At 34.3% G+C, this 13,847-nt stretch carries 12 protein-coding genes; 8 read left to right on the top strand and 4 right to left on the bottom strand.

Features of this window, described 5'->3' with window-relative positions; all coding sequences use genetic code 11:
- The first annotated feature begins 52 nt into the window (after nucleotides 1–52).
- The gene (locus UH7x_RS12675) at nucleotides 53–610 is read left to right on the top strand and encodes a hypothetical protein (protein ID WP_482360293.1); all 558 of its coding nucleotides are present in this window, start codon (nucleotides 53–55) and stop codon (nucleotides 608–610) included.
- 154 nt (nucleotides 611–764) lie between these two features.
- Nucleotides 765–1,349 (top strand): hypothetical protein, encoded by a 585-nt coding sequence (locus UH7x_RS12680; RefSeq protein WP_482360294.1) that lies wholly within the window; start codon nucleotides 765–767, stop codon nucleotides 1,347–1,349.
- A gap of 5 nt (nucleotides 1,350–1,354) precedes the next feature.
- On the opposite strand, the gene UH7x_RS12685 is transcribed toward UH7x_RS12680, so the two are convergent.
- Nucleotides 1,355–2,296: a hypothetical protein gene (locus tag UH7x_RS12685; RefSeq protein ID WP_482360295.1), complete on the bottom strand. Its 942-nt coding sequence runs from the start codon at nucleotides 2,294–2,296 to the stop codon at nucleotides 1,355–1,357.
- A gap of 209 nt (nucleotides 2,297–2,505) precedes the next feature.
- Here UH7x_RS12685 and typA point away from each other — a divergent pair, with 209 nt between their 5' ends.
- Both typA and UH7x_RS12695 read left to right on the top strand, forming a co-directional pair.
- Entirely contained in the window at nucleotides 2,506–4,305 is a 1,800-nt protein-coding gene (gene typA / locus UH7x_RS12690) for a translational GTPase TypA (RefSeq protein WP_482360296.1), read from the top strand.
- A 97-nt stretch (nucleotides 4,306–4,402) separates the two neighbouring features.
- A complete protein-coding gene (locus tag UH7x_RS12695) occupies nucleotides 4,403–5,305 on the top strand; it encodes a hypothetical protein (protein ID WP_482360297.1) in 903 nt (300 codons plus the stop codon).
- A gap of 115 nt (nucleotides 5,306–5,420) precedes the next feature.
- Here the strand turns inward: UH7x_RS12695 and ppgK are convergent, their stop codons facing one another.
- The 3 genes from ppgK to UH7x_RS12710 all read right to left on the bottom strand — a co-directional run bounded on the left by ppgK (nucleotide 5,421) and on the right by UH7x_RS12710 (nucleotide 8,426).
- Nucleotides 5,421–6,170, bottom strand: a complete 750-nt coding sequence (gene ppgK, locus UH7x_RS12700) for a polyphosphate--glucose phosphotransferase (RefSeq protein WP_482360298.1) — start codon at nucleotides 6,168–6,170, stop codon at nucleotides 5,421–5,423.
- Nucleotides 6,171–6,241: 71 nt separating this feature from the next.
- A complete protein-coding gene (locus tag UH7x_RS12705; RefSeq protein WP_482360299.1) occupies nucleotides 6,242–7,657 on the bottom strand; it encodes a sulfatase in 1,416 nt (471 codons plus the stop codon).
- A 76-nt stretch (nucleotides 7,658–7,733) separates the two neighbouring features.
- Nucleotides 7,734–8,426, bottom strand: a complete 693-nt coding sequence (locus UH7x_RS12710; protein WP_482360300.1) for a hypothetical protein — start codon at nucleotides 8,424–8,426, stop codon at nucleotides 7,734–7,736.
- A 249-nt stretch (nucleotides 8,427–8,675) separates the two neighbouring features.
- On the opposite strand from UH7x_RS12710, the gene UH7x_RS12715 reads away from it, so the two are divergent.
- The 4 genes from UH7x_RS12715 to UH7x_RS12730 all read left to right on the top strand — a co-directional run bounded on the left by UH7x_RS12715 (nucleotide 8,676) and on the right by UH7x_RS12730 (nucleotide 13,839).
- Nucleotides 8,676–9,866, top strand: a complete 1,191-nt coding sequence (locus UH7x_RS12715) for an imelysin family protein (protein WP_482360301.1) — start codon at nucleotides 8,676–8,678, stop codon at nucleotides 9,864–9,866.
- A 92-nt stretch (nucleotides 9,867–9,958) separates the two neighbouring features.
- Nucleotides 9,959–11,353: a di-heme oxidoreductase family protein gene (locus UH7x_RS12720; protein ID WP_482360302.1), complete on the top strand. Its 1,395-nt coding sequence runs from the start codon at nucleotides 9,959–9,961 to the stop codon at nucleotides 11,351–11,353.
- A 52-nt stretch (nucleotides 11,354–11,405) separates the two neighbouring features.
- A complete protein-coding gene (locus UH7x_RS12725) occupies nucleotides 11,406–12,515 on the top strand; it encodes an imelysin family protein (protein WP_482360303.1) in 1,110 nt (369 codons plus the stop codon).
- Entirely contained in the window at nucleotides 12,508–13,839 is a 1,332-nt protein-coding gene (locus tag UH7x_RS12730; protein ID WP_482360304.1) for an HTTM domain-containing protein, read from the top strand. The genes UH7x_RS12725 and UH7x_RS12730 overlap by 8 nt, the downstream gene beginning before the upstream one ends.
- The last annotated feature ends 8 nt before the right edge of the window (nucleotides 13,840–13,847 follow it).

Consider the following 13,847-nt stretch of genomic DNA (forward strand, 5'->3'; position numbering starts at 1 on the left):
AGACAAATAGTATGTTAACTTGTGAAAAGTGTTGGTCCCAAATCAATCTACTATGCAAAGAATTATACTAATAGCGATGCTATTTGGCAGTATGCATGTTACTGCTCAATTTGGTAAAAATTGTGAACTACGACAGTTTAAAATTAATATCCTTAATCCAGGTATTGAATATGAAATGGCTTTAGGTGTTAATACTACATTTGATTTAAAAGTCGGTTTACAGTTGGCTATAGATCCAGCGGAACCCTATATTTATAAGGAGTTAGGTTTTTTTCCTGCTATAGCTGGTCAATATAGATACTACTATAATTTTGATCAACGACAACGGAATAGACGACAAATTTATGGGAACTCAGCTAATTATATTGCACCTGCTGCAGCAGTTTTTATTCCTGGTTCGAGAACAATTGAAAACGTAGTTGTAAAGGAAGTTATTAGTTATGCGGGTGCAGTAACAGGTTTGCAACGTAGCTACGACTCCGGTTTTAATTTCTCAATTGATGCAGGAGCTGCATACTATTTTGGCACTTCAAATGATGGAATTTATCCTATAGCAAATATTAGTATAGGTTGGATTATTAGTGAGAAAAGGTGGTGTGTAGGGAAGTAAACATTAAAATGGTTTATCTAAATATTTGAAATTGAGTATTTTAAAATTTCGTATTTATTTGGGCGACATTCTTAAATCTATATCTTAAATTTTACATAAACATAGTTTAAAACACAAGCATACTTTTTAGATTTAGAGCAATAAATTGAAAAATATGACTAAAAAGCTACTCCTATATTTACTTATTTTATCTCCTATTTTTGTTTTCGCTCAATTAGGGAAACTTAATGAAAAGGGATCTGGGCTTATAAATTTAGAACGTCATCAGTTTAAGTTAAACCTTGTTGGACCAGGTATTAGTTATGAATTAGGCCTTTTTAAAAATGTAACAGCCTCAACTAGTTTTGGCCCGGCACTTGCTTATTATACTGAGGGTTATTCATTTGGTTATGCCTGGCATACACGTTTGCGGTATTATCATAATTTAACAAGAAGAGTAGATATGCGTAAAAATGTAGTTGGGAATTCGGCTAATTATATTTCGGCTGCTCGAAGTGTTTTTTGGGCTCCTTTGCAAATTTCCAATAATCTAGAAGGTGCAGACGATTATGCCATGGCTTTTTATGGTGGTGTTTATGGAGTGCAACGTACTTATCCAAGGGGCTTTAATTTTAATATTGAATTAGGTGCTGGTTATTATAGGGGCGATGGGGTGTTAAACGGATACGGTGGATTGTTGAATTTTAGTTTTGGATGGGTTGCTACCAAACGAAAATCAAGAAAACCAACATTTAACTAACTTAATTAGCGTTGAAATTCCAACCAAGCATTTGCGAATTCTTCGTTTATTAACCATGATGCACTTTCTCTATTTCCTGTGAACTCGTCAAAAGAATAAATGGACGTTTCATTATCGTTGCCAAGCCATCCAGAATCTTCAGGAATACTTTTTAATTCATAAGAGTTTGATTGAATTCTTTTCGCTAATGTGTTAGAGAAAAATAATCTGGCCAAATCGTCAGATTCATTTAAGTTTGCATAATGGTCGGCACCAGGTTCGATAGCAAAACTCCAAAGTCCAGCTACTTTTCGTTTATACAACATTATACTTTTTAGAAAATTATTTCTTTCCTCGCCCTCCATTTCTCCTGTTAAAATTAATCCCGGAACATTAATATTCTCTGTTGACTGACTTATGAATCCACCTCTAATAGAAACAATGCTCACTACTTTGTTAGGCTTGAAATTTGAAAAATGATAACTAAAATTACCTCCAGCAGAATATCCGCGCATTAAATATGGTAATTCGGTGATTTCAGGAATATTATTTTTAATAGCAATTTGTTCAATAGCATCAACTAGGGCTTGTCCACTACCATCATGAGCATTTGCGTAGTTATTTCCTTTAAGGTGAACCCCACATAATACTAGTTTTTCTTTTTTAGCAAATTCTTGCCATTCATCTTTGCTAGCTAGGCCCAATGCATTACTATTAAAACTATGTGCTAAGATTACTATAGCCTTAAAATCGGTAATATTTTCGGGAACCCACAGACGAAATTGAGCAACATCAATACTATAATATGGTGCTTTTGGATATACTTGAAATGTCCAGTCATCTAAAAATTCACCAATGCCCTCATCTTTTGGGCTGGTTTGCTCTGTCACTTTTTCTTCATTATTGTCGGAACAACTAGAAAATGAAAGAATAATAAGAAGTGCCAGAAAGCAATGAATTCGAGACATAAATTACACTTAAGGTTATAACATTAAAGGTAAAATAAAAAGCAGTTTTAGAAACTGTATTGAAAGTTTTTCAGTTTAATGAAATTAATTTATCATAAAAGTATTAATTATACACTCAAACCTGCTCAAAATCAATGATATAAAATTAATGTAACTTATTGGTACTGCTTTAAAATTAGCAGTATCTTTGCCCGCTGAAATTAGAACTTATGTCTGTAACAAAGAATATTGCCATCATTGCCCACGTTGACCACGGTAAAACTACATTGGTTGATAAAATTATGTATCACTGTCAGTTGTTTCGTGATAACGAAAACACAGGAGACTTAATATTAGATAATAACGATTTAGAACGTGAAAGAGGAATTACTATTACCTCTAAGAATGTTTCTGTAGTGTATAAAGACACTAAAATCAATATTATTGACACCCCTGGTCACGCCGATTTTGGTGGTGAAGTAGAACGTGTTTTAAACATGGCAGATGGTGTTTTGTTACTTGTTGATGCTTTTGAAGGACCAATGCCTCAAACGCGTTTTGTACTTCAAAAAGCTATTGATTTAGGTTTAAAGCCTTGTGTGGTAATTAATAAGGTAGATAAAGAAAACTGTACACCAGAAGAGGTGCATGAAAAAGTTTTCGATTTAATGTTCGAATTAGGTGCCGAAGAATGGCAGTTAGATTTCCCGACTGTTTACGGTTCAGCTAAGAATAACTGGATGAGTGACGATTGGCAAAATGAAACAGAAAACATAGAACCATTATTAGATATGGTTATTGAGCATATTCCTACTTTTGAGACTGAAGAAGGAAATACTCAAATGTTGATTACTTCTTTGGATTTCTCTTCGTTTACAGGTAGAATTGCTATCGGTCGTTTACAACGTGGTAGCTTAAAAGAGGGACAGCAGGTTTCTTTGGTAAAGCGCGATGGTAGTATTGTTAAGACAAAAATTAAGGAGTTATTTACTTTTGAAGGCTTAGGTCGTCTAAAAGTAAAAGAAGTAGAAACAGGTGATATTTGTGCGATAGTTGGTTTGGAAGGATTTGAAATTGGTGATACAGTTGCTGATATTGAAGCTCCTGAAGGATTGAAAACTATTGCTATTGATGAGCCTACAATGAGTATGTTGTTCACCATTAACGATAGTCCGTTTTTTGGTCAAGATGGTAAATTTGTAACATCAAGACATATCAAGGAACGTTTAGAGCGTGAGCTTGAAAAGAATTTGGCATTACGTGTTAATGAAACAGATAGTGCCGATAAATTTTTAGTTTTTGGTCGTGGTGTATTACACTTATCGGTTTTAATTGAAACTATGCGTCGTGAAGGATACGAATTGCAGATTGGTCAGCCACAAGTAATTATTAAAGAGGTTGATGGTGTTAAATGTGAGCCAATTGAATCATTAACTATCGATTTGCCGGAAACAGTTTCTGGTAAAGCAGTAGAAATGGTTTCTATGCGTAAAGGTGAGATGACTAGTATGGAAGCTAAAGGTGACCGTATGGTATGCGAATTTTTAATTCCTTCTCGTGGTATTATTGGTTTACGTAACCAGTTATTGACAGCAACTGCAGGTGAGGCAATTATGGCACACCGCTTTTTAGAATACCAACCAATGAAGGGTGAAATTCCTCAACGTCAGAATGGTTCGTTAGTTTCAATGGAAAGAGGTAAAGCAATTCCTTATTCTATTGATAAACTACAAGATCGTGGTAAGTTTTTTGTTGATCCAGGTGAAGATATTTATGAGGGTCAAGTTATTGGAGAGAATTCTCGTGGCGATGATATGACAATCAATATCACTAAAACCAAGAAGCTTTCTAACGTACGTTCTTCAGGTGCAGATGACAAAGCAAAAATTGTTCCTGCAATTAAATTCTCTTTGGAAGAAGCTTTAGAATATATACAGAAAGATGAATATGTAGAAGTAACTCCAAAGCACTTAAGACTTCGTAAAATTTACTTAACAGAAAATGAACGAAAGCGAAATAAAATAGCTTAATATGAAAACCCTGAACATTTGTTCAGGGTTTTTTTTTGAACTTTTTGTAATGTCCGTAAAATGGGAACGACTACTTTTTTTAATTTAAAAATTGCTTATGAACATAATATTAAGAACCCTCAGCTTTGCCATAATATTTTTGGTTTTTAGTTGTAAAGAAGAAACAAAAACCAAAATTTCGAAGTCCGAAATTGTTAATGAATCCACAGAAAAAACTGGGATGATTCCTAATTCTTGGGTCAAGAATAGGGTTGCAAAAGCAAAAGAAAGATTAGAGCGTAGTGAAGCTGGTAAAGTTGTTTGGCAAGCTATGGAGGCTCATGGAGGACTTGAAAAATGGTACAGTAATGGAGCTTTATCTTTTCGCTTTAACTACCAACCATTAGATGGTAGTACTGTTCGCGATAGTTATCAAGTTGTAGATGTATGGCATAACAGAGCTTTGCATACGAGTACAACAGATGAGGAAGCTAAATTTGGATGGGATGGCGCTACTGCTTGGGTACAAGCAAAAGATTCTACGGCATTTGCATACGATACTAAATTTTGGGCACTAACTCCATTATATCTATTTGGTCACCCCTTTATTCTTGATGGAGAAGGTGTTAATTTAGAATTGCTACCGGAAGCTAAGTTTAAAGGTAAATCTAATGACGTAGTAAAAGTAACCTTTGAGGCGGGAACTGGTGATGCACCTGATGATTATTATATTTTGCAATTCGATAAGGAAAGTCATTTGTTGACAGCAACGAGATATATAGTTTCATATCCAAAGTATTTTAAAGATGGAGGTCACAATCCGGAGAAATTCATGGAAGTAGGTGAATTAGTTAATGTGAATGGAATTCTATTGCCTAACGGACTAAAAACGCATTGGACGTTAGAAAACCAACAACAAGGTGAATATATTACCAAAATTGAAATATCAGATATTAAGTATATTAAAAACTTAGAAGATGGTTATTTTTCTGCTCCAGTGGGCGCTAAAATAATTGACTAATTAGCTTTTATATTAAAGTGCATTTATACTTTAATATAAGTACGATACGTTATAGTCTAATACAAAAAAGCCCAAAGTTAACTTTGGGCTTTTTTGTATTTATTCTTAAATGGAATTAATCTCGTGGAGCCTCGTGTAAGGCCGCTGCGGCTGCACCTACAATTCCTGCGGAGTTTCTTAATTCAGCAGGTACTACTGGTGTTTCAATTTTAATACAATTTTTAAACTGAGCAAAATCCTTTGAAGCACCTCCCCCTAAAATAATTAAATCAGGAGCCACAATCAATTCAACAAGAGTCAAGAATTTATTAAAACGTTTACCCCATTGCTTATAAGTAAGTTCTTCTCGAGTTTTGGCAGAATCGGCAGCCCAAAGTTCAATTTTTTTAAATTTTTTGTATGGTATCTGCCCTAATTCGAAGTTTGGAATAAGTTCTCCATCAAAAAATGCACCACTACCCAGGCCTGTGCCGATAGTAATCATAACTACCAAACCTTTCTTGTCTTTACCTATTCCATAATTCATTGTGGCATATCCAGCAGCATCAGCATCGTTTACAACTACAACAGGTAAGCCGGTGGCTTCACTAAAAAGTGCTTTTACGTCAATTCCTGTCCATTTTCTGTGAAGATTACCAGGAGATTTACAAATGCCATGTTTTATTTTGGTTGGAAATCCTATACCTATAGGGCCTTTATGATCAAAGTGCTCCACGAGTTGCGCTACTACTTTGGCCATATCTTTTGGTTTGCGTCCTTCTGGAGTAGGTATTCTGTGACGTTTCGTCAACATTTCACCCGTAATAGAGTTCACTAAGGCTCCTTTCATGCCAGAACCACCAATATCAATACCTAGTACAACCATTGTTATTTTTTTGTTAAGAGCCGCAAAATAAGAAAAACTTTTGGGAGAATTAAAGTAAAGATGTCAAGTCCTTAATTTTTGTTATAAAGTCCGGAATTACCTTCTTCTAATAGCGGCATTAATTCGGCTACAATTTCAGGATGTTCAGGAGCTACGTTTCGGTTTTCCTCAATATTTAGCGTATGATTATATAATTCTATCTTAGGTTCGTCTTCGCGAAAATATTTGGTTAGGCGGTATTTGGGCGTTCGCATTGAAATTCCATTTTTATAGTAGCTATAGGCAACTTCAGTTGATGTTGTCTCTGATGTAGTCATAGCTTTTACAAAGCTTTCTCCATCTAAAACTTGTTTTATAGGTAAATTAGTTAATTCGAGTAACGTTGGATAAATATCAACAGATTCAACAATGTTTTCTACTTTTTTATTTTGATGATTTATAAATGGTGATTTGATTATAAGCGTACTTTTTAATGCTTTTTCGAACAACGTATGTTTGCCCCAAACACGCTGATCTCCTAAATGCCAGCCATGATCACCCCATATAACGACGATGGTGTTTTTGTCAAGTCCCGATACTTTTAATTCCTGCATAATTTGTCCAACTTGAACATCTATATAGCTAATAGCAGCGAGGTAGGCATGCTTTAATTTTCTGGAATAATCATCTGATACAGCTTTAGAAAGACTTGCTTTTTCTTCGCCTAAGGCATATTGGTTGAATTCACCACTTTCATGCAAGCTTTTTAAATTAATATGTTCAGGAATATATGGATTATTAGAAATCGGCAATGAATCACGATTATATAAATCCCAATACTTTTTTGGAGCATTAAAGGGTAGGTGGGGTTTAAAAAAACCAACGCCCAAAAAAAAGGGTTTGTTCTGGTTTTTGAGTTCTTTAATTTTTGTTAGTGCTATTTCTGTAGTAAGTCCATCTGGATATCCGTCATCATCAACTTCACCAGCTTCATATGGTTTCACTTGTTTTTTTAAGCTCTGCCGATTTTCTCCATTAGCATAAGCGAAAAACGAGTTCCATCCCGTTTTCCATTTTCCTGAATTGAAAAGTAACTCGCTCCAACTGTGTGGTAATTCTCGTTTTTGAGTAGGTTCTTCTTCATATTCATAAAGATATCCATCAGCAGAATGGCTAATTTTTCCGATTCCAATAGTGTGATATCCTTCTTGTTTAAAACGATGAATAAATGTTTCTGGTACAGAATCTTCAGCCTTATTAGATAATTCTTGTTCAATAGCTCGGTTAGATAGATGAATTGGTTTCCACGGACGGTATCCTGTTAATAAAGAGTGTCTAGAGGCACCACAAGTGGGCACTTGCACATAATGATTCATAAAGATTGAACCCTCATTTGCTATAGCATCAATATTCGGAGAAATAACATAATCGTTTCCGTATGCCCCTAATTCTGGGCGAAGGTCGTCGATGGCGATAAATAAAACATTAGGCTGTTTCGTTTTTTCCATCTCCTGAGTGCAGCTGACAAAGAAGATTGAAATTACTAATATTTGAATTTTAAATAAATTGCTTTTCAAGCTGATGTTATTTAGTCGGTTTAACAAAAAGTTCTTTAATGTCTTCCATGGCTTTACCTTTAATTAACCATGAAAATGCAAAGGGTATTACTGCAATCGTTTCAAGTATATATACATCGTACTTTGTGATTTTAAATCCATCATCTATTAAGTCTGCTACAAATAATACAAATAATAAGGCAATAGCGCCCCAAACAATGTTTCCACAAATTCTATAGATTTTATTATTAGTGATGTCATTACCTCTTGTGAATTTGTATTTAGACATCCATCCCATGATAAAAATAAATATCCCTGCACTTATGAGGTGTATGGTATTAGTCGTTTTATCATTATGTCCTAATAACGGATAATTTTCGGTAATACAAATTTTTTCAATAATAACACTCTCACTGCCAAAACAATAGGTTGGAAAAAATACTACAATTAGTGCTGCTAGACCACCAATATTTGTGAGCATATCATCACTTATTTTTTCGGAATCATCCAATTTATATCCTCTATAAGATATTAAAAACAACCCAAAGCTCGAGAGGATAATGGTAAATAATAATGATGAAAATGGTAAGTAATAATAGTGACTTATAGATGAAAGAAATTGACTTTCTGTCAATGGTAGTAAAAAGGGCAAGGCTAAACCCAGAATACCAATTAGCTTCCGAATACGATAGTCTGAATTCTGTAAATCTTGAGCGGGCATTGGTTTTGTTGTGTTTTTTAATGGGTAATTCGTATTTATTATTACAACAAATAGAATTAAACCTTTAAACAAAAAGTATTGTATGTATTAAAGTTACGAAATTGATTATTGCAGATAAGGATAGTAGATAGCGTTTCCTTAAAAAATTAACATAATTATTATTTAAATTTAATCTAAATAAACTTGTTTAATTCGTGGGATGAAAATATATTTGCGCTTCTATTTAAAAGCAGTCTAAATAAAAATACTATGACAAACCGTTTAATTAAATTTTACCTTTTCAGCCTTTTTGCCCTAATCATTGGTGCTTGTTCAAGTGATGATAATAGTGTTGAAGTACCTAAAGATCAAGAGGAATCTGGTATTGAAAAATTAACTATCATTGTGAATTATGCAGATTTAGTTTATAAAAATTATCAAGATTCGTATGACGCAGCAGCGTCTCTTCAAACCGCAATTAACACATTCATTGCAACGCCAACAGATGATAATTTTGAAGCAGCAAAAACTGCATGGAAAGCAGCTAGAGAGCCTTATGGTCAAACAGAAGCATTTCGTTTTGCAAGTGGACCTATAGATGATAACGATGGTCCAGAAGGTTTGTTAAATGCATGGCCACTTGATGAAAACTATGTTGATTATGTAGCGGGAGCAGAGACTTCAGGTATTATTAATGATTTAACCACATACCCAACTATCGATAAAGCAACATTAGAAAGTTTAAATGAAGCAGGCGGAGAGTCTAATATAAGTGTAGGTTATCATGCTATTGAGTTTTTATTGTGGGGTCAAGACAATACTGATCCTTCAGATAAATTAGCAGGACAACGACCATATACTGATTTTGTTGATGAAGGAACAGCGGCAAATCAAGATAGAAGAAGAGCTTATTTAGCTGCAACTGCCGAATTGCTTTTAGATCACTTACAATTAATGTTAGATGAATGGGAGCCAAGTGGTGCGTACAGAACTACATTTTTAGCCTTAGATGAGGATATAGCTTTGAAAAATATTTTTACAGGTATTTCAACTTTATCGAAATCAGAATTGGCTGGTGAACGTGTATTTGTTGCATATGATAACCAAGATCAAGAAGATGAACATTCTTGTTTTAGTGATAATACGCACAGAGATTTACGCTTGAATTTGGCTGGAATAGCAAATGTTTTTAGAGGAAGTTATTCTTCGGTAAGTGGAAATTCTTTAGAAGATTTAATTACTGAGGCTAATGCTACATTAGGAGCGGAAATCACAGCGCAACTAGTAGCAGCTGAAACAGCGGTAGATGCAACAGCTGTTCCTTTCGATTTTGCAATTTCAAATACCGATGAACGACCAAAAGTTTTAGAAGCAGTAAATGCTTTACGTGCTTTAGGAGATAAATTTGTTGAAGGTGCTTCAGAATTAGGTATTTCAGTATCATCGGAATTACCAGACTAAGTATTATTTTTGCAGAAAGAATTATAAATCAGAACAACTCGATATGAGCGGTTCTGATTTTATTGTTGATATAGGAACCAAAGATTAGTAAGTTGTTAGTAAAGAAAATTACGATTGTAGTGCTATTCTCATTACTTTTTAGTTGTCAAAATGATGATGAAAGTTACGTGCCATTGATGGCTGAAGAAAATGAAGAATTATCAGGAGGTGAAACTACCAGTTTCGATTTTTCACAGAATGCTTTTGGTTTTCAAGCACCCAATCTAGATGAAGAAAATGGTTTGTTTTTCTTTACCGGGAATTCACTTTTTAATCAAAATTGGGTTACAGCTCCAGCTTCGACAACAGCGCGTGATGGATTGGGTCCTTTATTCAATGCGCGTTCTTGTTCCGGTTGTCACTTTAAAGACGGTAGGGGTAGAGCACCTGAATACGATGATGAAAAATCAACTGGATTATTATTTCGCTTAAGTATTCCTGGAAAAGATATTTATGGGGGAAATCTACCAGATCCAATTTATGGAGGCCAATTTCAAGACGATGTTATCCAGACCGTAGTAGTAGAAGGTAATATTAGAATCACCTATGAACCAATGGTTGTTTCTTATGCAGATGGTTCTACTGTTAGTCTCCAAAAACCAGATTATTATTTTACAGATTTAAATTATGGAGACATGGCAGCTAATGTGCAAGTGTCACCAAGAGTTGCCAATCAGATGATAGGTTTAGGTTTATTAGATGCTGTGCCAGAAAATACTATTTTAAGTTATGCAGATGAAAGTGATAGCGATGGTGATGGTGTATCGGGAAAACCGAATTATGTTTATGATATAGCTAGCGGAACTAAAAAATTAGGAAGGTTTGGATGGAAAAGTAATCAGCCAAATTTAAGACAACAAATAGCTGGTGCATTTGCTGGAGATTTAGGAATTACTTCTTCTTTGTTCCCTGATGAGAATTGTCCTCCAGGCGTCGATTGTGGTACATTGGCAAATGGTGGAAGTCCAGAAGTAGAAGATGAAAACTTGGATAAAGTAACTTTGTATTCGGCAACCTTAGCTGTGCCTGCTAGGCGCGATTTTGATGAACCAAATATATTAGAGGGAAAACAACTTTTTGAAAGTATAAATTGTGTTGCATGTCATATTCCAAAAATGCAAACAGGAACGTATAATATTGAAGCCTTAGAAAATCAAACGATTCGGCCTTATACAGATTTATTATTGCATGACATGGGTGAAGATTTGGCAGATCACACACCCGATTTTGATGCAACTGGTACCGAATGGCGCACACCGCCTTTATGGGGAATAGGGTTAATAGAAACAGTAAATGGTCATACCAATCTTTTACATGATGGTCGTGCTAGAAATATTGAAGAAGCTATTTTATGGCATGGGGGAGAAGCAACAAATTCAAAAGAAGCATTTATGAAATTGTCTAGTACGGATAGAACCAAACTAATTGATTTTGTAAATTCATTATAAAATAGAAACTTCTTTTTTTGAATAATATGTAAAGGATTATAAGAGCTAATAAATGAAAAGAATTTACATTTTCGGACTAGTATTTTGTTTAACCTCACTTACGGTTTTTATAAGCTGTAATAAGGAGGAGGATGCGGAGTACTCATCTGAAGTTGAATATTATAAATATAACCAATTGGCAAATATTTATAATAACGAAATTGCACCCTTAAATATTAGTTTTATTGCTGAAACCGAAAAATTGGAATCTTTAGCAGCAGTATTTAAGACTGAAGTTACTATCGCTAATTTAAATGCACTACAAGAGCAATGGAAAGTTGTTCAAAGGGTTTGGAAGCAATTAGAGTTGTACGATTTAGGTGAGGTAGCAAATAGCTTTGTAGCATTTGAAATTAACCGTTGGCCAACAGATTCTGAACGTATTGAAGAAAATATTGCGGGTGAAGATATTATTAATGCAGATTTTATTGCTTCTATAGGTTCCTCATCAAAAGGTATTTCGGGGCTCGAGTATTTGCTTTTTGGTGCTGAGAATAAACAAGATTTAACTGTATTTACAACTCTAGAAAACGCAGATAGAAGGTTGTCTTATTTAGTTGCAATGACAGAAAATTTGGTTGTTAAATCAATGCAACTTGAGGGTTTATGGGAAACCAATAAAGATGTTTTTACTGGCGGATTAGAAAACGGAATTAGCGGAACTCAAAACCAGGTTATTAATGCTATGGTCACGTTGATTGAAGAAATAATTATTTCAAAATTAGGGAATCCTTTAGGTGATACTAATGGTGGATTTATTGAGTCGGATAGATTAGAAGCGTATAGAAGCGAAACTTCTAAAGAGATTATTCAACAACATTTAATTGCTCTTAAACGTGTTTATGAAGGTGATTTCGCTGAGACACCATTTAGAATTGGTTTTGATGATTTCTTAGTGCTAATTGGTAGTGAAGAGTTTTCTAATAAAATTCATGTTCAGTTTACAGTGTGTCAAGAAAAATTGGATGCTATTAACGGTTCCTTGGTTACAGAAATAGAGACAAATCCGGATGCAGTATTAGATTTAAAAAACGCTTTCAGAGATTTGTTGGTTTTGGTTAAAGTTGATATGGCCAATATCTTAGGTTCTACAATAACATTCAACGATAACGACGGTGATTAGTGAATTAGGCACTAAACTAATAACTCCAAAGTCTATACTCCCTTTGGTGGTTTTTAGAATTGCGTTTGGATTATTGCTTTGTTTTTCTCAAATACGATTTATGTATAAAGGCTGGGTTGAAGCCTGTTATACATCAACAGATTTTCATTTTACATATCAATATTTCGATTGGATAAAACCTTTCGATATATCAACAATGTACATTATCGTGGTTGCTTCTGCTGTATTTGCCTTATGCATTGCACTCGGTTTTTTCTATAGAATAGCAACGGTACTATTTTTTCTTTCGTTTACGTATTTGGAGCTCATAGAAAAATCCTGGTATTTAAATCACTACTATTTTGCTTCCTTAGTAGCTTTTTTATTAATATGGATTCCGGCGCATAGAAACTATAGTTTTGATAGTTTAATTTTTAAGAATATTCGATTAGCTAAAGTGCCGCTATGGACAATTCTTATTTTACAATTGCAAATAGCTACTGTCTATTTTTTTGGTGGAATTGCCAAGTTGAAATCTGACTGGTTATTTGAAGCCCAACCGTTAAGAATTTGGTTGAAAGCTCGAACAGATACGCCAATTATAGGTGGTCTTTTTGAACATGATATTGCTGCATATATATTTAGTTATACAGGTGTATTGTACGATTTAACAATACCTTGTTTGCTTTTTTGTAAACGTACAAGACCATGGGCCTATATTTTGGTAGTGGTTTTTCATGTATTAACGTATGTGCTTTTCAATATTGGAATGTTTCCTTGGATGATGATTGCGGCCAGTCTTATTTTTATATCCGCTGATGAATGGAAAAGGCTGTTAAGTTTTATTGGTGTCCAATTAAAAGAATTGTCTAGTAATGCGAGGAGTTTTAAAACAAACCGAATAACACTACCATTATTGTCGCTCTATATTTTCTTTCAAGTTACGTTTCCGCTCCGTCATTATTTATTATCAAATAATGTTTTGTGGACTGAAAACGGACTTCGTTTTGCTTGGCATGTAATGGTTATGGAGAAAAACGGCTTCGCCGAATTTACTGTTGTAGATAATGATACGGATAGAAAATTCACAGTATATCCATCGCAATATTTATCAGTTATTCAAGAAAAGCAAATGAGTTTTCAACCAGACATGATTTGGCAATTTGCGCAACATCTAAAACTGCTTTTTGATTCTGATGGTAATAAGAATTTATCAATCTTTGTAAATTCAAAGGTATCGCTTAACGGTAGAAGCTCGCAAACATTTATAGCCCCATCAACAGATTTATTGCAAGTGTCTTCTGCAGATAATATATATCAATATGTTACAAAGTTAGAAGAATAACGAGCTGT

This window comes from Aurantibacter sp. UH7, from assembly GCF_056839165.1.

Excerpts from the sequence above, each read along its gene's own strand:
- UH7x_RS12725 (WP_482360303.1), top strand. The coding sequence starts at position 11,406 with ATGAAAAGAATTTACATTTTCGGACTAGTATTTTGTTTAACCTCACTT.
- UH7x_RS12705 (WP_482360299.1), bottom strand. The coding sequence starts at position 7,657 with ATGGAAAAAACGAAACAGCCTAATGTTTTATTTATCGCCATCGACGAC.
- UH7x_RS12675 (WP_482360293.1), top strand. The coding sequence starts at position 53 with ATGCAAAGAATTATACTAATAGCGATGCTATTTGGCAGTATGCATGTT.
- ppgK (WP_482360298.1), bottom strand. The coding sequence starts at position 6,170 with ATGGTTGTACTAGGTATTGATATTGGTGGTTCTGGCATGAAAGGAGCC.
- UH7x_RS12695 (WP_482360297.1), top strand. The coding sequence starts at position 4,403 with ATGAACATAATATTAAGAACCCTCAGCTTTGCCATAATATTTTTGGTT.
- typA (WP_482360296.1), top strand. The coding sequence starts at position 2,506 with ATGTCTGTAACAAAGAATATTGCCATCATTGCCCACGTTGACCACGGT.
- UH7x_RS12715 (WP_482360301.1), top strand. The coding sequence starts at position 8,676 with ATGACAAACCGTTTAATTAAATTTTACCTTTTCAGCCTTTTTGCCCTA.
- UH7x_RS12680 (WP_482360294.1), top strand. The coding sequence starts at position 765 with ATGACTAAAAAGCTACTCCTATATTTACTTATTTTATCTCCTATTTTT.
- UH7x_RS12685 (WP_482360295.1), bottom strand. The coding sequence starts at position 2,296 with ATGTCTCGAATTCATTGCTTTCTGGCACTTCTTATTATTCTTTCATTT.
- UH7x_RS12710 (WP_482360300.1), bottom strand. The coding sequence starts at position 8,426 with ATGCCCGCTCAAGATTTACAGAATTCAGACTATCGTATTCGGAAGCTA.